The sequence below is a fragment of the Enterobacter vonholyi genome (genome assembly GCF_040834095.1).
Taxonomy (GTDB): Bacteria; Pseudomonadota; Gammaproteobacteria; order Enterobacterales; family Enterobacteriaceae; genus Enterobacter; species Enterobacter vonholyi.
The window spans coordinates 1,110,474-1,131,953 of record NZ_CP162152.1; the positions used below are offsets into that span (position 1 = coordinate 1,110,474).

The 21,480-nt window shown below is 55.3% G+C and carries 18 protein-coding genes and 1 tRNA gene; 14 read left to right on the top strand and 5 right to left on the bottom strand.

The window, feature by feature from the left end:
• The first annotated feature begins 23 nt into the window (after nucleotides 1–23).
• From fimA to sfmF, 6 genes are all read left to right on the top strand, one after another.
• Nucleotides 24–587: a type 1 fimbrial major subunit FimA gene (gene fimA / locus AB3N39_RS05210; RefSeq protein WP_023310641.1), complete on the top strand. Its 564-nt coding sequence runs from the start codon at nucleotides 24–26 to the stop codon at nucleotides 585–587.
• Nucleotides 588–655: 68 nt separating this feature from the next.
• Entirely contained in the window at nucleotides 656–1,201 is a 546-nt protein-coding gene (gene fimI, locus AB3N39_RS05215) for a type 1 fimbrial protein subunit FimI (RefSeq protein WP_127729852.1), read from the top strand.
• Between the two features lie 34 nt (nucleotides 1,202–1,235).
• Entirely contained in the window at nucleotides 1,236–1,928 is a 693-nt protein-coding gene (gene fimC / locus AB3N39_RS05220) for a type 1 fimbria chaperone FimC (protein WP_127729854.1), read from the top strand.
• Between the two features lie 14 nt (nucleotides 1,929–1,942).
• The gene (locus AB3N39_RS05225) at nucleotides 1,943–4,504 is read left to right on the top strand and encodes a fimbrial biogenesis usher protein (protein WP_133293924.1); all 2,562 of its coding nucleotides are present in this window, start codon (nucleotides 1,943–1,945) and stop codon (nucleotides 4,502–4,504) included.
• Nucleotides 4,497–5,504 carry a type 1 fimbria D-mannose specific adhesin FimH gene (fimH, locus tag AB3N39_RS05230; RefSeq protein WP_115874401.1) on the top strand — a complete coding sequence of 336 codons (1,008 nt, stop codon included), beginning with the start codon at nucleotides 4,497–4,499 and terminating at the stop codon, nucleotides 5,502–5,504. The genes AB3N39_RS05225 and fimH overlap by 8 nt, the downstream gene beginning before the upstream one ends.
• 9 nt (nucleotides 5,505–5,513) lie before the next feature.
• Nucleotides 5,514–6,035 (top strand): fimbria assembly protein, encoded by a 522-nt coding sequence (gene sfmF / locus AB3N39_RS05235; RefSeq protein ID WP_115874402.1) that lies wholly within the window; start codon nucleotides 5,514–5,516, stop codon nucleotides 6,033–6,035.
• A 51-nt stretch (nucleotides 6,036–6,086) separates the two neighbouring features.
• Here sfmF and fimZ read toward each other — a convergent pair whose 3' ends face one another.
• The 3 genes from fimZ to AB3N39_RS05250 all read right to left on the bottom strand — a co-directional run bounded on the left by fimZ (nucleotide 6,087) and on the right by AB3N39_RS05250 (nucleotide 8,970).
• Nucleotides 6,087–6,719: a fimbria biosynthesis transcriptional regulator FimZ gene (gene fimZ / locus AB3N39_RS05240; protein ID WP_008499339.1), complete on the bottom strand. Its 633-nt coding sequence runs from the start codon at nucleotides 6,717–6,719 to the stop codon at nucleotides 6,087–6,089.
• A gap of 799 nt (nucleotides 6,720–7,518) precedes the next feature.
• Nucleotides 7,519–8,247, bottom strand: a complete 729-nt coding sequence (locus AB3N39_RS05245; protein WP_111963361.1) for a response regulator transcription factor — start codon at nucleotides 8,245–8,247, stop codon at nucleotides 7,519–7,521.
• Nucleotides 8,248–8,271: 24 nt separating this feature from the next.
• Complete coding sequence (locus AB3N39_RS05250; RefSeq protein ID WP_136195307.1) at nucleotides 8,272–8,970, bottom strand: EAL domain-containing protein; 699 nt, start codon at nucleotides 8,968–8,970, stop codon at nucleotides 8,272–8,274.
• 278 nt (nucleotides 8,971–9,248) lie between these two features.
• Here AB3N39_RS05250 and AB3N39_RS05255 point away from each other — a divergent pair.
• From AB3N39_RS05255 to pheP, 8 genes are all read left to right on the top strand, one after another.
• Nucleotides 9,249–9,325: transfer RNA gene (locus AB3N39_RS05255), tRNA-Arg, on the top strand.
• 102 nt (nucleotides 9,326–9,427) lie between these two features.
• Entirely contained in the window at nucleotides 9,428–10,258 is an 831-nt protein-coding gene (locus AB3N39_RS05260) for a CPBP family intramembrane glutamic endopeptidase (protein WP_136195308.1), read from the top strand.
• A gap of 354 nt (nucleotides 10,259–10,612) precedes the next feature.
• Entirely contained in the window at nucleotides 10,613–11,629 is a 1,017-nt protein-coding gene (locus tag AB3N39_RS05265; RefSeq protein ID WP_133293927.1) for an iron ABC transporter substrate-binding protein, read from the top strand.
• Between the two features lie 24 nt (nucleotides 11,630–11,653).
• Entirely contained in the window at nucleotides 11,654–13,228 is a 1,575-nt protein-coding gene (locus tag AB3N39_RS05270; protein WP_168708019.1) for an iron ABC transporter permease, read from the top strand.
• Between the two features lies 1 nt (nucleotide 13,229).
• Complete coding sequence (locus AB3N39_RS05275; RefSeq protein WP_367897112.1) at nucleotides 13,230–14,261, top strand: ABC transporter ATP-binding protein; 1,032 nt, start codon at nucleotides 13,230–13,232, stop codon at nucleotides 14,259–14,261.
• Nucleotides 14,262–14,410: 149 nt separating this feature from the next.
• Entirely contained in the window at nucleotides 14,411–14,686 is a 276-nt protein-coding gene (yahO, locus tag AB3N39_RS05280) for a DUF1471 family periplasmic protein YahO (protein ID WP_023310654.1), read from the top strand.
• Nucleotides 14,687–14,870: 184 nt separating this feature from the next.
• Nucleotides 14,871–17,054, top strand: coding sequence for a TonB-dependent siderophore receptor (locus AB3N39_RS05285; protein WP_133293930.1), 2,184 nt, complete (start codon nucleotides 14,871–14,873; stop codon nucleotides 17,052–17,054).
• Nucleotides 17,055–17,157: 103 nt separating this feature from the next.
• Complete coding sequence (gene pheP / locus AB3N39_RS05290; RefSeq protein WP_115874408.1) at nucleotides 17,158–18,546, top strand: phenylalanine transporter; 1,389 nt, start codon at nucleotides 17,158–17,160, stop codon at nucleotides 18,544–18,546.
• An 86-nt stretch (nucleotides 18,547–18,632) separates the two neighbouring features.
• Here the strand turns inward: pheP and AB3N39_RS05295 are convergent, their stop codons facing one another.
• A complete protein-coding gene (locus AB3N39_RS05295; protein WP_133293931.1) occupies nucleotides 18,633–19,877 on the bottom strand; it encodes a mechanosensitive ion channel family protein in 1,245 nt (414 codons plus the stop codon).
• A 65-nt stretch (nucleotides 19,878–19,942) separates the two neighbouring features.
• A complete protein-coding gene (locus AB3N39_RS05300) occupies nucleotides 19,943–21,379 on the bottom strand; it encodes an MFS transporter (RefSeq protein ID WP_252092613.1) in 1,437 nt (478 codons plus the stop codon).
• Between the last annotated feature and the right edge of the window lie 101 nt (nucleotides 21,380–21,480).

Sequence of the window (21,480 nt, forward strand, 5' to 3'; positions counted from 1 at the left end):
ATTTACATTTTAAAGGAATAGACATGAAACTCAGCAACATTGCTTCTACTGTTATTGCAACTTTGGCCCTGGTTGCGGGTGCCGCAAATGCAGCGGATCCTGCTGCGCCGGTTTCCGTAAATGGCGGTACCGTACATTTTAAAGGTGAGCTGGTTAATGCTGCTTGTTCAGTAAATACTGATTCTTCCGAGCAGACCGTTAATCTGGGTCAGTATCGTACCGCGAAATTCACCAAAGTGGGCGACACCACCTCTAATATCCCATTCAACATTGAACTGAACGATTGCGATCCGCTGGTTGCCAAAACTGCAGCCGTTGCGTTCACCGGTCAGATCGACCCAACCGACAAAACCCTGCTGGCCGTCACCTCCGGTAACAACGACAACACCGCGAAAGGCGTGGGTATCGAGATCCTCGACAGCAAATCCAGCGTTCTGACCCCGGACGGCGCGACCTTCTCTGCTGCGCAGACGCTGATCGAAGGGACCAACACCCTGAAGTTCACCGCACGTTACAAATCAACGGCTGCCACCACTGAGCCAGGCCAGGCGAACGCTGACGCCACCTTCGTAATGAAATACGAGTAATTCCTCCGCACAGGGATGTTCAGGCCTCAGGGACGAGGCCCGTCATACGCTAATGCCAGGAACGAAGGATGACAAGGACTGGAACACTACTGCTGTTAACCCTTGCGATGGCTTGCCCGGCATCGGCGCATACCGTGGTGATCGAAGGCGGCAAGGTTCATCTCAGAGGTGAACTGGTGAACGGCGGCTGCGCCGTGGCGCCCGACAGCCAGAATATGCGCATCGACATGGGCCAGTACCGAACCAATTCATTTTCCGGTGTGGGCAGTTTTTCCACGGTGAATGTGCCTTTCACCGTACGGCTGCTGGACTGCAGCGTTGATGTTTCGCGCACCGTGGGGATCCAGTTTCAGGGCATCACACCCGCAGAGGATCCGCAGGTCTTTCTGGCGACATCGCGGCCGGGTGAAACACCTGTCAGCAGCGGCGTCGGGCTGGCGCTCTTTGACGAACAGCAACGTCAGATAATCCCAAACGCTACGGCCGTCAGCTGGCTGCCTGTCGATACCCGCGAGCTCGCGTTCCATTTTAGCGCCCGCTATCGGGCTATTTCCGAACATCTCGAGCCAGGCAAAATTCAGTCGGATGTCTGGTTTACGTTGATTTATCCATAACACCTGCGAACACATTATTAAAGGTACGGTTGTGATGAATACCCTAATTAAACCAGGACTTTTTTTATCGTTTATTTTGATGATGGTTTCTGCATGCGCAAATGCATCCGGCGGTATTGCACTGGGGGCCACGCGCGTTATTTATCCGGCAGAGGCGAAGCAAACGTCGCTGGCGATCACCAACAGCAACAAACAGGAACGTTATTTAATTAACGCGTGGATCGAAAATGCGAGCGGGCAAAAAGAAAAAACGTTTGCCGTCACTCCGCCCCTGTTTGTTAGCGAGCCGAACAGCGAAAACACGCTGCGTATTATTTACGCCGGGCCGGCGCTGCCTGCCGATCGCGAATCGCTCTTTTACATGAACGTGAAGGCGATCCCGTCGGTGAACAAAGCGAAAACGGAAAACAATAACGTGTTGCAGCTGGCTATCCTTTCACGCATCAAGCTGTTTGTGCGCCCGAACAACCTGGCGATGCAGCCGGAAGAGGCGCTTTCCCAGCTGCGGTTTGAGCGCACGGGCAACCATCTCAAAGTCAGCAACGCGTCGCCGTATTATATCACGCTCGTTAATCTGAAGCTGGGCGGGCAGACGCTGGACAACCTGATGGTTGCGCCGAAAAGTTCGTCTCAGCAGGTGCTGCCAGCCGGTGCCAGCGGTACGCTTTCCTGGCAGAGCGTGAATGACTACGGTGCCATCACCCCGGCGCGTAGCGTCAACCTGTGAGCAGAGTCAGGGCGATGAAAAACCACCAGGGACGTTACTGCCCGGTTGCGCTGGCGCTGATGGCTGCGCTCTGGCCGCAGGCTGGCTGGAGCGAAAGTTATTTCAACCCGGCCTTTTTGTCCGACGATACCGCCAGCGTGGCGGATTTGTCGCGTTTTGAACAGGGACACCAGCAGGCACCCGGCGTTTATCGCGTGGATATCTGGCGTAACGATGAGTTTATCGGTACCCAGGACGTGCGTTTTGAGCAGGCAGAGAACACGCCGCCGGTGGCGGGCGGTTTGTCGGCGTGCATTACGCGCGCGATGCTCGATCGCTTTGGCGTCAACGTCGCGGCGTTTCCCGAGCTGGCTAAGGTGCAGGGCGAGACCTGCGTTCCGCTGACCACGGCCATAACCGGCAGCGAAACGGTATTCAACTTTGCCTCGCAGCGTCTGGACGTCAGCCTGCCGCAGGTGGCTTTGCAAAACAGCGCCCGGGGCTATATTCCGCCTGAACAGTGGGATGAAGGTATCCCCGCCGCACTGGTGAACTACAGCTTCTCCGGTAACCGGGGAAGCGAAGACGACAGCTATTACCTCAACCTGCAAAGCGGATTGAACTATGGCGCCTGGCGTTTACGTAACAACGGCGCATGGCGGTACACGGAGAATAACGGGCAGCGGCACAGCGAGTGGCAGAATATTGGCACCTGGGCGCAGCGCACCGTCATCCCGCTGAAAAGTGAACTGGTGCTGGGCGACAGCAATACCGGGAATGACGTCTTCGACAGCATGGGTTTTCGCGGCGGGCGGCTTTTCTCGTCTGACAGCATGTACCCGGACAGCCTGCAGGGCTACGCGCCGACCGTGCGCGGGATCGCCCGTACGCCCGCCAAAGTGGTCGTTCGACAGAATGGCTACGTTATCTATCAAAGCTATGTACAGCCGGGCGCATTCGCCATCACCGATCTTAACCCCACCTCCTCAAGCGGTGACCTGGAAGTCACGGTCGAAGAGAAAGACGGCACCCAGCAGCGCTATACCGTGCCGTACTCCACCGTGCCGCTTCTGCAGCGTGAAGGGCGCTGGAAGTATGACCTCGTGGCGGGGGATTACCGCAGCGGTAACAGCGATCAGGATACGCCATTCTTCACCCAGGGAACCCTGATTACCGGTCTCGCCAACGGTTACACGCTCTACGGCGGAACTCAGCTGGCATCGCGCTATACCGCGGTGGCCGTCGGGGCCGGAAAAAACCTGGGCGACTGGGGCGCGGTCTCGCTCGATATCACCCACGCCCGCAGCCAGCTCGCGGACGACAGCAAGCATGAAGGGCAGTCTCTGCGCTTCCTCTACGCGAAATCCCTTAACGGCTTCGGCACCAACTTCCAGCTGCTGGGCTACCGCTACTCCACAAAAGGGTTTTACACCCTTGACGATGTGGCCTGGCGCTCAATGGAGGGCTATCAGTATGCCGATAGCAAGAACGATAACGATGTGCCGGACGTGCAGAGTTATCACAACCTGACGTGGAATAAAAAAGGTCGCTTCCAGCTCAACGTTTCTCAGTCGCTGGGGGACTATGGCTCGGTCTATATCTCCGGTAGCGAGCAGACCTACTGGGGAACAGACGAGACGAATCTCTGGTACCAGCTGGGCTACGCGGGAGGCATGAAGGGGATCAACTACTCCGTCTCGTGGTCGTGGAACAAATCCGTCGGGATCGACGGCACCGACCGCATCGCGTCGTTTAACGTCTCCGTGCCGTTCAGTATCTTTACCCGTCAGGGCTATCGCCGGGACAGCGCGATTGACCGCGCCTACGCTACGGCATCCGCCAGCCGGAACAGCGATGGCGACACTAGCTGGCAAACCGGCGTCAGCGGCACGCTGCTGGAAGACCGCAACCTGAACTACAGCGTGACCCAGGGACACACCAGCACCAACGGCTCAAGCGGAAGCGCCAGCGCCAACTGGCAGGCGACCTACGGCACATTGGGCGTCGGCTACAACTACAGCGACGATCAGCACGATCTCAACTGGCAGCTCTCCGGCGGGGTGGTCGGCCACGCCGATGGCGTGACCTTCAGCCAGCCGTTGGGGGACACCAACGTGCTGATCAAAGCTCCGGGGGCATCTGGCGTCAGCGTGGAAAACCAGACCGGCGTGAGAACCGACTGGCGTGGTTACGCGGTGATGCCGTATGCCACTGTCTACCGCTACAACCGTGTGGCGCTGGATACCAACACCATGAGCAACAACACCGATATCGAAAACAACGTGAGCAGCGTGGTGCCGACCAAAGGCGCGCTGGTGCGCGCCAGCTTTGATACCCGCATCGGCGTGCGCGCCCTGCTGACGGTGATGCGCGGCAACCAGCCGGTGCCGTTCGGCGCGGTGGTTCGCGAAAACCGAAGCGGCGTGACCAGCATGGTGGGGGATGACGGGCAAATTTACCTGAGCGGGCTGCCGCTGGAAGGCGAACTGCTGATCCAGTGGGGCGACGGGGCGCAGTCCCAGTGTCGCGCGCCTTATAGCTTGCCTGAAAAGAGCCTGCAACAGGCAATCACACTTAAGGGGATCGGCTGTGATTAAAACTCAAATCTTTGCTTTGTCGCTTCTGGCGTTACTGCCTGCGACAAACGCATTAGCGACCGTGTGCGTCAATGAAAAAGGCGTGCCGACGGAAGTGCATTACGATCTGACGGATAAATTCAACAGCTCGAATAACCAGATCGGACAGGTCGTGACGCTCAGCGAGAAGTCGCAGTGGGTAGGGGTCAATGCCGTCTGCCCGAAGGGCACCGTCGGGAATACCACCAAGCGTAGCTATGTGACCGATTATCAGGTAACGGGAACGAGCGATGGCTATCAGTATCTGAAGCTGAACGACTATCTGGACGGGGCCATGAAAATCACGGACAGCTATGCTGGCGTGTTTTATCCGCCTAAAAGCTATATCCAGATGGGGAGCCATCCTAACGTCTCCAAAAACAAACCGTTTGGCGTTCAGGACTCCAGCCTTGTCTTCCGCCTTAAGGTGACCCGGCGTTTTATTAACATGGTCGTTATCCCGCGCGCCACCATGTTCCGCGTCTACGTCACCACCACCTCCTCGGATCCGCTCACCACGCCGGTCTATACCATTAGCTACAGCGGAACCATTCAGGTGCCGCAAAGCTGCGCCATTAATGCCGGTAACGTGGTGGAATTTGATTTCGGCGACATTGGCGCCTCCCTGTTCAGCAAGGCGGGCGTAGGTAACAAACCGGAGGGCGTCTCATCGCAGAGTAAAACCATCGCCATTAAATGCACCAACGTAGAGGCGAACGCCATGCTGACGATGCGCGTCGAGGCGGAAAAAGTCTCTGATAATGTGCTGGTGTCGGATAACCCGGATGTGGGATTCATCATTGCTAATCAGAGCGGGGCGCCGCTGACGCCTAACAACCTGACAAGTAAAATTCCGTTCCGCCTTGACGACAGCGCGCAGGCGCAGGTGGGGATCCGAGTCTGGCCGGTGAGCGTGACGGGCAATAAGCCTGCGGAAGGGCGCTTCACCTCGCGCGGGTATTTGCGCGTGGATTACGATTAAGGAGCCGATATGCGAAACGGGATCCGTTTAATCACCGTGGCGCTCTTTGCGCTTTGCACACAGGCCCAGGCGGACACCGCGTTGGGTGAGATCAACATTCGGCTCTACGGCAATATTGTCGATTTTACCTGCGTCGCTGAAGGCAGCGACAGCGACAAGACCGTCACGCTGGGGACCTGGCCCACCAAACAGCTCAGCACCACCGGGAGCCGCACGCAGCCCATGCCGTTTACGCTGAAGCTGACCGGCTGTCCGCCGGGCTCGGCGTCCATCACGTTTTCGGGTAAAGCCGACGGGAGCAATAGCGGCCTGCTGGCGCTGAATGACGCCAGTACTGCAAGTCGTGTCGCGGTAGAGATCAGGGATGCGGATAAAACGCGCCTGGCTCTCCAGCAGGCCAGCCAGCCGGTCTCGGTTGATGCACAGGGCAATGCGATACTGTCGTTTTATGCCAATTATATTGCCACCGCAGATAACCCTCAGCCCGGACGAGCCGATGCGGATGCCACCTTTATGATTAACTATAATTAGCACTGACCGCACTCCCTGCAGCTCAGATAAGCTGCAGGGAGTGAATTCAGGTTAAAGCAGTTCGTGCGCTTTGGCGTAATCAATTAATTCCACGATGCTTTGCACACCCAGCTTGGAATAAATATTGGATTTATGCGCGCTAATGGTTTTGTTGCTTAATAGTAGCTGTTCAGCAATTTCCTTATTGGATAATCCATTCGCCAGATATCGTAATACCGTGACCTCGCGATTCGATAATGGCATATCTACTGCCATCCCTTTCCCTGAACCCAAATGGTTTATAAAGTTCAGCGTTTCTGACGGGAAAAAGGAATAGCCCATCAGGATCATTTCTACGGCGTTGTAGATCTCACCCAAATCTTTACGCTTACTGACGAAGCCATTTGCCCCGGCGCGAATGGCGCGACCCGCGTAAAATAACTCTGATTTAGACGAGAGAAACAGAACCTTAATGTCTTTGTTTAAGTTTCTGATTCTCTTAAGCAAAGCGAAAGCATCCGTGCCCGTGAGTTCAATGTCAAGGATCACCAGATCGATAGGGTGATTGCGGATACAGTCAAGAACTTCATGGCTATCGCCAGACTTGAGCTTGACTGTGATATTCTTATTTTTCTGTAGCAGGACTTCTATCGACATTCTGACGATAGGATGTTCGTCCATAATGATAACGGATGCCGGTTTCATTTTTAATGCCTCAGATTGTTAAAAGCGTTATGCAGAGTTTGTAAAACTCTCGAAATGCCGGAAGGATATAATGTGCAGATCCCTATACCGTAGTATTTCCCTGGAAAGAGCGAAAGCATCCTTGTTTACGTAATGAAAAGAACTATGCCTCAGCGCGGTCATCTCATTAGGCTGGTGTTGGCAAAAAGGTTTTTCTTATTCAGATTTGATATGCATCTTATTATACAGGGTAAGTTTTTTCCGAAAACCCTGTAAATTAATATCCGCTTATGGGTTTGTATTATCTTCTGGATCTGAATCGCTATTTTTTTAAATTTAGCGGAAATATCCTGTTATCTCATTTACCGCATATTTTCATCTTTATGTAATAACAAAAAATAACAGATATCTCTTTATGTTGATTAATTGTTAACGAAAATACCCATCATTTAGGGGGACTAACCCACGCTGATGAGCTCAACAATTGCCCTCGCAGGCCGCCAGTCCTTCATCTGAAAGCGCGCTGGTTGATTAGAAGGTCCGCATCTCCTGCACAGGAGAACATGCTATCCGCTTTGCTTTTTCCTCCCGGACGTTGTCGCTAAGCTGCTTGTTTTTACATCATTATCATCTTGTTAACGCTATCTGCATTCACTTAACGGATGGAGTAAAGTGCTGCCGTTTGTTCATTCTGTGGCATTTCACAATGTTCGCGTCCTTAAATTAGGAATAGTTATAAATTCGATTTAATTGTTAAAAATTAACATTTATGCAACGCAAGTGGTAAGTAAATTCCTAAACAGCTTTAGGAAATAAGGGGTTAGGACGTGAGTGAAAATGTGCAGTCTGAGAGGTTATTAAGAAGATGCAGTAATTCCTGACGATGGCTCAGCCCGAGCTTCACCAGGATGCAGCTGAGACGATAGATAATACGGCTATAGGGACGATTCTGCATAAGGGCAATCTGACGTAATGTCTTGCCCCGGGAAAGCTCCTGCAGGATGGGCCATTCGTTGCGCGAAAACCAGTCTTTCTCCGTACCCTGCGGAGGGAGGGTATCCAGCAGGCTCTGCTGGAGCGCAGCGGCATTCAGCTGGCGTTCGAGAACATGAAAGGGACCTGCCGCTTTGCAGAAGAGGCGGGTGTCGTAATTATCGGCCCTGACCAACAGCCAGGGCGTCAGGAACGGAGGAAACAGACTATGCCGTCTCAACTGATCCAGTTTCTCCAGAAGCCCCGTGGACCGGCTTTCAATATCCACGACCAGACGGGCTGAGGGCCACTGCGTCTGAGCGATGAGGGCATCGTCCAGCGTGGCGTAGTCGCAGCAGCTGCTCAGGGGAAATTGCCCGTTGAGAAAACCGGTGCGCAGGTAGTGATCCTCAGTCACCAGAAGGATAAAAGGGGCGTCTGTTTTGCGGGGCTGGCTGATGGACTGGCTCAAGAATTCGAGCCGGTCGAAAAAGGGGGGAGCAAAAGGTGAGCGCGTAAATCCCAGTGCATCACTTCCTGTACGCCGCCGCCGGTAACGGCGCACTGTCATTCGCATGGTCTCCCTCCTGGAAATGGCTTTCTAATCCTCCGGCCATGTCCAGGACGGCCAGTAATACCCCTGGCCGAGATCTGCGCCTGCCTGCAGTGCACAGGTACGATCGCGTTCAGTCTCAATACCTTCAATAAGCACTTTCCCGGCAAGCTGAAAGCAAAGGGAAACCAGTTGCCTCAACTCAGGGGTGTCGCGTAAACGCCAGAATGCTTCCTTATCTATTTTGATGCCGTTTAACGGGAGTCGAAAGGATAAAAACGACTGCACTAAGACGTCATCGATGTCGTCCAGCCAGATTGCGTGCCCTCGTCTGCTCAACTGATGGAGATTCTGAACCACGAACTGCTTCTGTGCGACGGAAAGCGCCAAAATGGACGCGGGGTCGACAAACTCAATATTGAGCGGCATGCAGGATAATCTTATAAGTCGCTGAAAAGACGTGGGCTCTGTCAGAACGGTTATCGGCAGATTAATAAAAAGGTTATGACCGTGCGGCGTATTTTTTAACGCGGCAAGCTGCGCTTCAAGCAGCGTTATCGACCAGTCTGCGGACCGATCGCAAAAAAAGTCCTCACTGTGCCGCGTGTCGGCCAGAACGCTAAGGACCTCGACGCCAACCTGACGTAAGGAGGTAAGGGCGACGATGGGCTCAAGCTTAATGCCGACGATGTCCTGAGATATGTACTGTAACCGGGGGGGCGTATCGATCAGGTTTTGCGCTGTCACTCCATTGTCCTGTTGTCTGTCAGCCTCCAGGCGGCCGGGATACCTGACTCTAGTGTGACGAGCTGACGTTCGGGAAAACAGCAGGCGTTACTTAAATGCAACTAAGCCTTTTCGCAGCGCTAAATTTTACGGTGAAACAGGACAAAATGTTGAGAAAATAGCCGTATTTACAATCGGCTAGCGGTAATTGACTCTGAAAACGGAAAAGGCATTGACTCACCTGCCATTGACCGTATAATTCTTCGCGTTTCACCACCGCGAAGTACACACTTCTCAGTGCGCCCTTAGCTCAGTTGGATAGAGCAACGGCCTTCTAAGCCGTAGGTCGTAGGTTCGAATCCTACAGGGCGTGCCATTTAATTTCATAAAGTTACGCCTCCTTCACATCCTCCTGATTTCCATTGTGGGACATATTTGGGACATCACCCCTAAAACTTACCGGTCATGAAGGACATTTATGTGGTATCTACTCGCAACTTCGCTTGCCGCACTCTCTCTTAATAAAAGCCTGGCTTACCTGATGCTGGGATTAACGGCATTTCTCGGCTGGAAACAGAGTATTCTTGACGCCCCGGCGCTGCTGGTTATTGCATCAATCGTTGTTGGCTGGTCTGTTGTTGAATGGCTACGTAATAAAAATAATAAATACACATATCTGGTCGAAGGCCTGTGCGTGGTCATCGCCGTTGCCCTGGTTATGCATGTGCTCCCGGGCTTCCATAATCCCAAAGTGCTGGATGCTGTCGTCGTTGGTCCGCAAAGCATACCGTTCAGTATGTACTTTAATATGGACAAGGCGGTGGTGCCGTTCTTTTTAATTACGTGCATGCCAACGCTATTCGTAGCAAAACCCCTCTATAAAATTGGCAAGCTCGGCTGGGGAATATTGGTACTTGCGGTACCCGCGCTGTTACTTCTGGCTGTGGCGTTGGGCGGGCTGAGAATTGAGCCACATGCGCCAGAATGGTTCGCGCAATTTGCCCTTGCGAATATTTTCTTCGTCTCTTTGGCCGAGGAAGCTCTGTTCAGAGGCTACCTTCAGCAGCGCTTGTCCCGGATCGTTCATCCTGTTGTAGCGCTGTTGATTGCCTCAGTCATCTTTGGGCTGATGCATTATAGCGGCGGTTTACTGCTGATTATTTTTGCCAGCCTCTCCGGCATTATTTACGGCCTGGCGTGGATGTGGAGCGGCAGGCTCTGGGTTGCAACGTTATTCCATTTTGGGCTGAACGGCGTGCATTTATTGTTCTTCACCTATCCTGCGTATGCCCCTCATGCGGTTATGTGATGCTTTTTAAATGAGTAGCCTTATAAATTTAGCTACCTCCGGATAAGCATACAAAGCCCCGCAATATCGGGGCTTTTATATCTGCCGGGCGCATGAATAACAGATTTACCTTCGCGTCATAATAAATAGAAGGCTAATTAATTTATTATAGGCAGGCTTAAGGTTTTCTTAATCTAATAATTATCTCTCATTAAAATTTGGATTTTTATCATTCTAAAATCTGCTAAAAAGAAATTTTACACTTTTACGACTAAACTCGATTGATACTAATTATCATTAGCGTTGTTGTATGCTTTAATCCTGTCCCACAAAGCTATGAGTGGTTACTCCCGTTGGTCTATTAAGGATATGTTCATGAATTCTCGCCTGCTGTCCTGCTTCTCGCTTGCCTTGTTGTCTTCCTCCCTTTTCCTTTCCGCACAAGCGGTTGCCGCCGATAACAACGAAGGTATCGTTGTTTATAACGCGCAGCACGAAAACCTGGTGAAGTCGTGGGTTGACGGTTTTACTAAAGAAACCGGTATTAAAGTCACTCTACGTAATGGTGATGACAGCGAGCTGGGTAACCAGCTGGTGCAGGAGGGCAGCGCGTCGCCGGCAGACGTATTCCTGACGGAGAACTCGCCGTCCATGGTGCTGGTGGATAATGCAAACCTGTTTGCGCCGCTGGATCCAGACACCCTGAAGCAGGTACCGGCGGAATATCGTCCTGCGCACGGCCGCTGGATCGGCATTGCCGCCCGCAGCACGGTATTTGTGTATAACCCGGCAAAACTCAGCGAACAGCAGCTGCCTAAGTCGCTGATGGATCTGGCGAAACCCGAGTGGAAAGGCCGCTGGGCGGCATCTCCTTCAGGCGCGGATTTCCAGGCCATCGTGAGCGCGATGCTGGCCCTGAAGGGCGAGAAGGCCACCCTGGAATGGCTTAAAGCGATGAAAGCCAATTTCGTTGCCTATAAAGGCAACAGCACCGTGATGAAGGCAGTCAATGCCGGCCAGATTGATGGCGGCGTGATTTATCACTACTACCGCTTTGTCGACCAGTCCAAAACCGGTGAAAACAGCAAAAACACTCAGCTCTACTACTTCAAACACCAGGATCCGGGCGCGTTCGTAAGCCTTTCCGGCGGTGGCGTGCTGGCGTCCAGCAAACACAAAGCGCAGGCGCAGGCCTTCATCAAGTACATTACCGGCAAAGAAGGTCAGGAAAGTCTGCGTACCAACAACGCCTTTGAGTATGCAGTGGGCGTGAACGCGGCCTCCAACCCGAAACTGGTTCCGCTGAAAGATCTTGATGCACCGAAAGTTGAACCTTCAACGCTCAACAGTAAAAAAGTTATCGAGCTGATGACGCAAGCCGGTCTGCTGTGATCCTGAGAGTGAAGTGAACGTCTTATGTCTGGTCTGAGTCTCGACATCGGAAAAAACAGAGTGCAGGAGCCTGTCCGCAGGCGTCCTGCACTGCCGATGGTTGCGTTAGCTGTGTTGTTTTCATTAATGGCGCTTCTGCCTTTGGGTTTTATCATTGCCATTGGCATTGAGACCGGCTGGGAAACCATTAAGGCGCTGGTGTTTCGCCCGCGTGTGGCTGAGCTGCTCGGCAACACGCTGTGGCTGACGGCCCTGGCGGTTCCGCTGTGTATCGTGACGGGCGTGGTGATAGCCTGGCTCACAGAGCGCACGCAGCTTGCCGGACGGGGCATCTGGTCCGCGCTGGCGGTCGCTCCGCTGGCCATTCCGGCGTTTGTGCAAAGCTATGCCTGGGTGAGCGTTGTCCCGTCCATGCATGGGCTTTCCGCGGGCGTGTTCCTCTCGGTTCTTGCGTACTATCCGTTTATCTATATGCCGGTTGCGGCGGTGCTGCGTCGCCTTGATCCGACGCTTGAAGATGTCGCCGCGTCGCTCGGCACGCCGCCGTGGAAGGTCTTTTTCCGTGTGGTGCTGCCCCAGCTCAAGCTGGCTATCTGCGGCGGCGCGCTGCTGGTGGCGCTGCACCTGCTGGCGGAATATGGCCTGTACGTGATGATCCGCTTTGATACCTTCACCACGGCCATTTATGACCAGTTTCAGTCTACCTTCAGCGGCCCGGCGGCAAACATGCTGGCGGGCGTGCTGGCCTTGTGCTGCCTGGCTATATTAATGCTGGAAGGCGTGACGCGTGGAAAAGCCCGCTACGCGCGAATTGGCGCCGGGGCCGCGCGCGAGCAGAAACGCTGGCCGCTGAAGCCTGCGGCGGCCGCGCTGGGTCAGCTGTTTTTCATCGTGCTGATCGTGCTGGCGCTGGGCGTGCCGTTAATTGTTCTATGTCGCTGGGTTTGGCTCGGCGGCGCGCAAAACTGGATGAGTGCCGATCTCTGGCACTCCCTGCGCCAGACGCTGATGCTCGGCGTGGGCGGCGCACTTCTCACGACCGTGTGCGTGATCCCCATCGCGTGGCTCGGTATCCGCTATCCACACCGCATCTTCCGGATGCTGGAAGGGTGCATCTATATCACCAGTTCGCTGCCGGGCATAGTCACGGCGCTGGCGCTGGTCACCGTCACTATTCATTACGCCCGTCCCATTTACCAGACGGAAATTACCCTGTTCCTGGCCTACCTGCTGATGTTTATGCCCCGTGCGCTCATCAACCTGCGGGCGGGGATTGCTCAGGCGCCGGTTGAGCTGGAAAACGTGGCGCGCAGCCTGGGCAGCACGCCCGCGAAGGCGCTCTGGAGCGTCACGATGCGGCTGGCCGCGCCGGGTGCGGCAGCGGGGGCCGCGCTGGTTTTCCTCGGCGTCAGCAACGAGTTGACCGCCACGCTGCTGCTCTCTCCGCTGGGCACGCGCACGCTCTCCACCGGATTCTGGGCGCTAACCAGTGAAATTGACTATGTTGCCGCCGCCCCTTACGCGATGCTGATGATCCTGATTTCACTCCCGCTGACCGCCATTCTCTATATGCAGTCGAAGAAAATTGCAGGGCTATGACATGCTTGAATTAACCGCCATTTCTAAATCGTTTTCTGATGTGCAGGTGCTCGACAGCTTAAACCTGAGCGTTGCGCCGGGGAGCAGGACGGCGATTGTCGGGCCGTCCGGGTCGGGTAAAACCACGCTGCTGCGTATTCTTGCCGGCTTTGAAACGCCCGACACGGGGCGCATTGTCATGCAGGGGAGAACGCTGTTTGATGAAAACAACTTTGTTCCCGCCCACCTGCGCCGGATCGGTTTTGTACCTCAGGAAGGGGCGCTTTTCCCTCACCTCAATGTGGCAGACAACATTGCCTGGGGGCTGGACGGTACCCGCCACGAGAAGCGCCAGCGCGTTGAGGCGCTGATGGAGATGGTCTCTCTGGACAGGCAGCTCGCAACGCACTGGCCCCATGAGATTTCCGGCGGACAGCAGCAGCGCGTGGCGCTTGCCCGTGCGCTGGCCAAGCGTCCTTCACTGATGCTGCTGGATGAACCTTTCTCGGCGCTGGACACCGGCCTGCGCGCCATGACCCGTAAAGCCACGGCCGATCTGCTGGCCGAAGCGGGCGTGGCCTCGATTCTGGTCACCCACGATCAGAACGAAGCGTTGTCCTTTGCCACGCAGGTCGCGGTCATGCGCTCCGGGCGCTTCACGCAGGTCGGGACGCCTTATGACGTCTACACCCGTCCGGTTGACGAAGAGACGGCGCTGTTTCTTGGCGGTGCGCTGATCCTGCCTGCGCAGCTCACCGCGGGCTACGCCCTGTGCGCCCTGGGTGAGGTGCCCACGGACAACGCGCAGGCTACAGGGCAGGGCAGAGTGATGCTGCGCCCGGAACAGCTGAGCGTGACGGCATGTGCCTCCCATGAAAGCCCAATCTCGATTCTTGATGTGGACTTCACCGGCCAGCTGTCGACGCTCACCCTTGGGCTCGCCGGGCAGCACGAGCCCGTGACCCTGAAGACCGTCAGCCAGCCAGGATGGAACCCTGGCACGACGGTACGCATTGATATTGCTGGCACCGCACGTGTATTCGAATATTCTTAATATTCGTTAGTAATTTCATGCAACGGGTTGTTATAAAAGATTTTTCCCGAAGGTATGGCATTCTCTGAGATTCTCTACCATGCTCATAAAACCTCACCGCAATGCGTGAGGTTTTTCGTAGTTGCTGATTAATCTCAAGGAAAAAGGTTATGAAAAAGACGACTGCTATTTTGTTGGGAACGGCGTTACTGTTTACAACCAATGCTTTTGCTGCACAGCTACTCACTAAAAGCGAGTTCAAAAAAGTTGCATCTCAATATAAAAAAATCGGTACGGTAAACACCTCGAATGAAGTATCGGTGGATGATGCAAAAAAAGAACTGATTGAGAAAGCCGATAAGAAAGGCGCGGATGTCCTGGTGCTCACTTCAGGGAACACCAACAATAAAATTCACGGTACGGCCAATATCTACAAGAAAAAATAACGTCATTGCAGCCACCCCGAAACGGGGTGGTTGTTCACCCTCTTTTCTCGCCATACCTCCTCATGAACGCGGTTACACTTGCTAATGCATTTATAATGCGTATAGTTCTCATTTGCATTTCAGCAAACACATTCTAAGGCCCGACAACGGGTCATTTTTGCGCGCACTTTCAAATGAGTTAACGATGAACAACACCAACATACACAAAACGCTGCTGGCGCTCGCCGTTGGCGCAATAACACATTCCGCCTTCGCGGCTGACGATCAAAAAGAAGATACCCTCATCGTGCAGGCTAAGCCTGCCAGCGAGTTCAAACCCGGTGGCGACCAGCTGGTACCGGCCTTCCTTGACGGACAGGTGGCGAACGGCGGACGCATGGGAATGCTGGGCCAGCAGAACGCCATGGACGTGCCGTTCAACATCATCAGCTACACCTCAAAGCTGGTGGAAGATCAGCAGGCGAAAACCATTGCTGACGTGGTCGCTAACGACGCGGGCGTGCAGTTCGTTCAGGGGTATGGCAACAGCGCGGAAACCTACCGCATCCGCGGCCTGAAGTTTGACGGTGACGACATGACCTTTGGCGGTCTGTCCGGCGTGCTGCCGCGGCAGGTAGTAGATACCCAGATGGTCGATCGCATCGAGATCTTCAAAGGGGCCAACTCGCTGATGAACGGCGCGGCGAGCTCCGGCGTGGGCGGGATGATCAACCTTGAGCCCAAACACGCGGGCGAACTCCCGCAGGCGAAAGTGGGCATCGACTATACCTCTGATTCCCAGATTGGCACCACGCTGGATGCGGGCCGTCGCTACGGCGACAGCGACCAGTTTGGCGCGCGGGTGAACCTGGTCCATCGCGAAGGGGAAACCGGCATACCGAATGACCGCCGCCGCACCACGCTGCTCTCTACCGGCCTGGATTACAGCGGTGACCGCTTCCGCACCTCGCTGGATCTCGGCTATCAGAAGAAAACCTTCCACGGCAGCCCGATCAGCGTCAATATCTCCGCGGTGGATTTCGTACCCGAGCCGCCGAAAAACGATCGCAACTTCTCTCAGAAGTGGGCCTACAGCGACATCGAAAACGAGTTCGGGATGTGGCGCAGCGAGTACGACATCACCGACGGCTGGACCGCCTACACCGGCCTGGGCGCGCAGCACGCGCACGAGGAAGGGATCTACAGCGCGCCGAAGCTGGTCGATAAAAGCGGTAAGGCAACGGCCAGCCGCCTTGATACCAACCGTATCAGCGATTCCGTCAGCGGCATGGCGGGCATTCGCGGTAACTTTGATACCGGTTTTATCTCGCACAAGGTCAATGTCGGCTATTCGGCGATGACCAAAAACGAAAAAATCGCGTGGAAAATGTCGGCTGCGAAGGATAACCCGACCACCAACATCTACCACAATACCGGCGTCGATATGCCGGACAGCAGCAACTTCAACGGCTCCGGCGGAAAGTACAGCGACCCGCTGACCAGCGGACGCACGCGCACACAGGGCTGGCTGCTGAGCGATACGCTGGGCGTACTGGATGACAAACTGCTGTTCACCGCAGGCGCCCGCCACCAGAAGGTGGTCATTCGCGGGTATAACAAAATTACCGGTGCGGAAAACGCGGCGGATGGCTTCGACGGCAGCCGCTGGATGCCAACCTACGGCGTGGTCTACAAGCCGTGGGAGACGCTTTCCCTCTATGCCAACCATACCGAAGCGCTGCAGCCGGGCAAAACCGCGCCTAATACCGCCACCAACTACGGCCAGAGCACCGGTATCGTTCACTCTAAGCAGAATGAAGTGGGCGTGAAGGCGGACTTTGGCCGCGTAGGCGGCTCGCTTGCGCTGTTCGAAATCAAAATGCCGTCGGCGATCCTCGACGACAGCGGTCACTACGGCCTTGACGCTGAACAGCGTAACCGTGGCGTGGAGCTGAACGTCTTCGGCGAGCCAATGCTGGGGATGCGTCTGAACGCCAGCGCTACCTGGCTGCAGGCTGAGCTAACCAAAACCAAAAACGGCGTAAATCAGGGTAACGATGCGATCGGTATTCCGAACTTTTACGCCGTGCTGGGCGCAGAGTACGACATTAAGCCGATTGACGGCCTGACTGCCACCGCCCGCGTGAATCACTCCGGCGCGCAATATGCTGACCTTGCAAACACCAAAAAGCTGGACAGCTACACCACGCTGGATCTGGGGATGCGCTATCGCTTCGCGGTGAACCACAATGCAAACCAGATGACCGTGCGCGCGGGCATCGACAACGTGACCAATGAAAACTACTGGGCCAGCGTGGACGATTCCGGTACCTATATTACGCAGGGCGAACCGCGCACCTTTAAGGTCTCGGTTGGCTACGAATTCTAAGCGTTCCATCTCGTTATCCGGGGCAGGGATGCCCCAATCCCTTGCTACCTCCAGCATGAAGTGTTAAAACGTGCCCCTTCTAAAAAAGAGACAGGGGTAGGACGTGAAAGACGCGTCATCCGCTTCAGGCCATGGTAGCGCCGAAGCCTCGTCGGATCAGAATCCGACGCTGCAACGTGGGTTGCAAAATCGACATATTCAGTTAATTGCCCTTGGCGGCGCAATCGGTACCGGGCTGTTTCTCGGCATAGGCCCCGCTATTCAGATGGCTGGCCCGGCGGTTCTGCTGGGTTATGGTATCGCCGGGATTATTGCCTTCCTGATCATGCGCCAGCTTGGCGAGATGGTCGTTGAAGAGCCGGTTTCAGGCTCCTTCGCGCACTTTGCTTATAAATACTGGGGCCCGTTTGCCGGCTTCCTGTCCGGCTGGAACTACTGGGTAATGTTCGTGCTGGTGGGGATGGCGGAGTTAACCGCCGCAGGCATCTATATGCAGTACTGGCTGCCGGATGTCCCGACGTGGGTCTGGGCGGCGGCCTTCTTCATCATTATTAACGCCGTTAACCTCGTCAACGTCCGCCTGTATGGCGAAACCGAATTCTGGTTTGCGCTGATCAAGGTGCTGGCGATTATCGGCATGATCGGCTTTGGCCTGTGGCTGCTGTTCTCTGGCCACGGCGGCGAGCGCGCCACGATCGACAACCTGTGGCAGCACGGCGGCTTCCTCGCCACCGGCTGGAAAGGGCTGATTCTCTCCCTGGCGGTGATCATGTTCTCCTTCGGTGGGCTGGAGCTAATTGGCATTACCGCCGCCGAAGCGCGCGACCCGCATAAAAGCATTCCCAAAGCGGTTAACCAGGTGGTGTATCGGATCCTGCTGTTCTACATCGGCTCGCTGGTGGTCTTGCTGGCCCTCTATCCGTGGGTGGAAGTGAAGTCCGACAGCAGCCCGTTCGTGATGATTTTCCACGATCTGAACAGCAACGTGGTCGCCTCGGCGCTGAACTTCGTCATTCTGGTGGCGTCGCTGTCGGTCTATAACAGCGGCGTTTACTCCAACAGCCGTATGCTGTTTGGCCTCTCCGTACAGGGCAACGCACCGCGCTTTTTAACCCGCGTTAGCCGTCGCGGCGTGCCGGTGAACTCTTTGTTGCTGTCAGGGGCCATCACGTCGCTGGTGGTGCTGATCAACTACCTCCTGCCGAAAGAGGCCTTCGGCCTGCTGATGGCGCTGGTTGTCGCCACGCTGCTGCTGAACTGGATCATGATCTGCCTGGCGCACCTGCGCTTTCGCGCCGCGATGCGCCGCAAGGGACGCGAAACGCAGTTCAAAGCGCTCCTTTACCCGGCGGGGAACTACATCTGTATCGCTTTCCTGGGGCTGATTCTGGTGCTGATGTGCACCATGGATGAGATGCGCCTGTCCGCGATGCTGCTGCCGGTGTGGGTTATATTCCTGTTTGTGGCGTTTAAGCTATCCCGAAAAAAGTGATCTGCTTTTCACCCTCTCCCCGTGGGAGAGGGCCGGGGTGAGGGCACCAGACCGCACCTGCCTTCACGCCCGGTGTCCGAAACTGATTATCTGACGATGACCCCCGACAGGGAGCGAATATCATTCCCCGTCGGCGACTGGTGAATACGCAAACCAAATTCATCCACCACCGCGAAAATATGGTCGAAGATGTCGGCCTGTATCTCCTCATATTCTGCCCAGACCACCGTATTGGTAAAGGCATATATTTCAATCGGCAAGCCATTCGCGTCAGGCGCCAACTGACGCACCATCAGCGTCATATCTTTGCGAATGCGCGGGTGGTTGCGAAGATATTCGTTCAGGTAGGCGCGGAAGGTGCCGATATTGGTCATCTTGCGAAGGTTTAATACCGATTCTCCTTCACCGTTCTTCTGATTCCACAGGTTTATTTCCTCATGTCGAGCGGCCAGATAGGGCTTAAGCAGTTTCGCCTGAATAAGTTTCTGCTGTTCCTGCTCGTCGAGAAAATGAATGCTGGTGGTATCAATGTTCAGGCTGCGCTTAATGCGTCGACCGCCGGAGGCCGACATGCCGCTCCAGTTGATAAAGGCGTCGGAGACCAGCGCCCACGTCGGAATGGTCGTAATCGTATTATCGAAATTTCGCACCTTAACGGTGGTCAGGCCGATGTCCGTCACCGTGCCGTTGGCACCGTATTTCGGCATCTCCAGCCAGTCGCCGAGCTTGAGCATGTCGTTGGCGGAAAGCTGAATCCCCGCCACAAGTCCGAGTATCGGGTCTTTAAACACCAGCATCAGAACGGCAGCCATGGCGCCCAGACCGCTGATCAGAATCGCCGGGGACTGGCCGATGAGCAGGGAGATAATCAATATCCCCACCAGGATGGCGCTCACCAGCTTGATGCCCTGGAAGATCCCCTTCAGCGGCAGCTGTGATGCGGTGGCCATTTTCTGCGACAGATTAAAAATCACGTCCAGCAGCGAGAAGAAGGAGAGCAGGGCATACACCATGACCCACAGCTTTGCGCATGTCGTGAGAATTTCCGCCGCTTCGCTGCCTTTTTGCAGCCACAGTACCGCCTGAACGTTGACGATTATCCCCTGAAGGGTGAAGGCCAGACGGTGAAATAATTTATTCTGGGTGATGATCTGCAGCCACAAATGGCTGCTGGCCTGCGCGCGTTTTTCGAAAGCGCGAAGCACCACTTTGTGCAGAATAAAATGAACGATGATGGCGGTAAGAAAAATAATACCAAAGATAATCACTAAAGAGGTGGTGTGATTAATTTCAATGCCTAACTCTTCAACCTGAGCAATTAATTCCTGCATAACGTCTCCTGTATTGATGCAGCCCCATAATGGCGGCTGCGGATCTATTATGCAAATTCACGGGCTTATTTGGTGGCCTGGCAGACCTTTACCACCGGCAGGCACAGGCGATGGCGGATGCGCAGCGTCGCCAGGGCAAGCACCACCATCATCGCCGTTTCCACCAACAGGAAGACGTTCACCGCCTGGGTGTAATCCCCGTGATGGTTCTGCAGCGCGTGGAGCAAAATCGCGCCGAAAATGGCCGGGCCAAGCCCCAGCGCGGCCTGCTGCAGGGTACTGAGAATGGCGCTCGCGGCCCCGGCATCGTCAGGCTGAATATCGCGCATCCCGATGCGGTAGAAACTGTTCACGATCAGCGCCTGACCGTAGCCCACCAGTCCGGTGGCGGGTGCCAGCGTCAGGGGGGTATTTTCCACGCCCCAAATGCGGAACGTGGCGATCAGAGCCAGCAGGCCGATAATCTGGATTGCCAGACCCGTCAGCAGAATAGTGCTGGTGCTGTAGCGGGCAATCAGCCGCGGCGCGAACCAGGCCGAAACAAAGTAGGTCACGCCAAGGGCGATAAAACTGTTTCCGGACTGCCATGGGGCCATCCCCAGACCGGTTTGCATGGTGAGCGCCATACAGAACATAAACCCGGACCAGACGCTGAAAAAGAGCATCGCAATCAGAATGCCAAAGCGAACGCTGCGAAGCGAAAGCAGGCGCGGCGGGATAAGCGGGTGAGCATTCTCACGCTCCTTTTTGCGCGCATTCAGCGCCGTCAGCCAGCCCAGCGGAATAATGGCGAGAAGCATAACCTTCAGCGGCCACGACCAGTGCCACTGTGGGCCGAGCGCCATCGGGAACAGCAGGCAGCAAAGAATGATCGCCAGCAGCACGGTTCCGGTCCAGTCGATGCGTGACGGCGTCTCGCGACGGGTTTCGGGTACGAAATGGCGACTTAGCGCCAGCACCACCAGACAGATCGGCACGTTGATAAAGAAGGCGTTACGCCAGCCCAGCCCGGCGATATCCGCCGACACCAGCCAGCCGCCGCCCATCTGGCCGACGATAAACGCAATCCCACCGATGCCGCCAAACAGGCTGATGGCTTTTGCGTGGGCGGTACCTTTCAGCGTCACGTGCAGCGTGACAAGAATTTGCGGCATGATGAGTGCGGCACCCGCGCCCTGAACGATGCGCGCGGCCAGCAGCTGTTCAATGTTCCCCGCTATTCCGCAGAGCAGCGAGGCCAGGCCAAAGCTCGCCACACCCCACATGAACAGACGGCGACGGCCAAAATTATCCCCCAGCTTGCTGCCGAGCGCGAGGCAGACGGCAAAGGCCACGCCGTAGAGCGCGACGATCAGCTCCAGCTCGGTGGCGGTAGCGTGCAGTGAATGGGTAATGGCGTCCAGCGCCACGTTGGTGATTGAGGTATCAATCATCGGCAGCATCTGGCCGGTTAACAGCAATATCAGGCCAGCGCGACCCGGTGAAACAACTGACGTATTCATGGTAACTCCATTGCGTCATTCAGCAGATGGTCGTAGCATCTACCATCAGATAAACGGGTACCAGTTCTTGCTTATACTGGTACTGGCACTACCATGCAGGG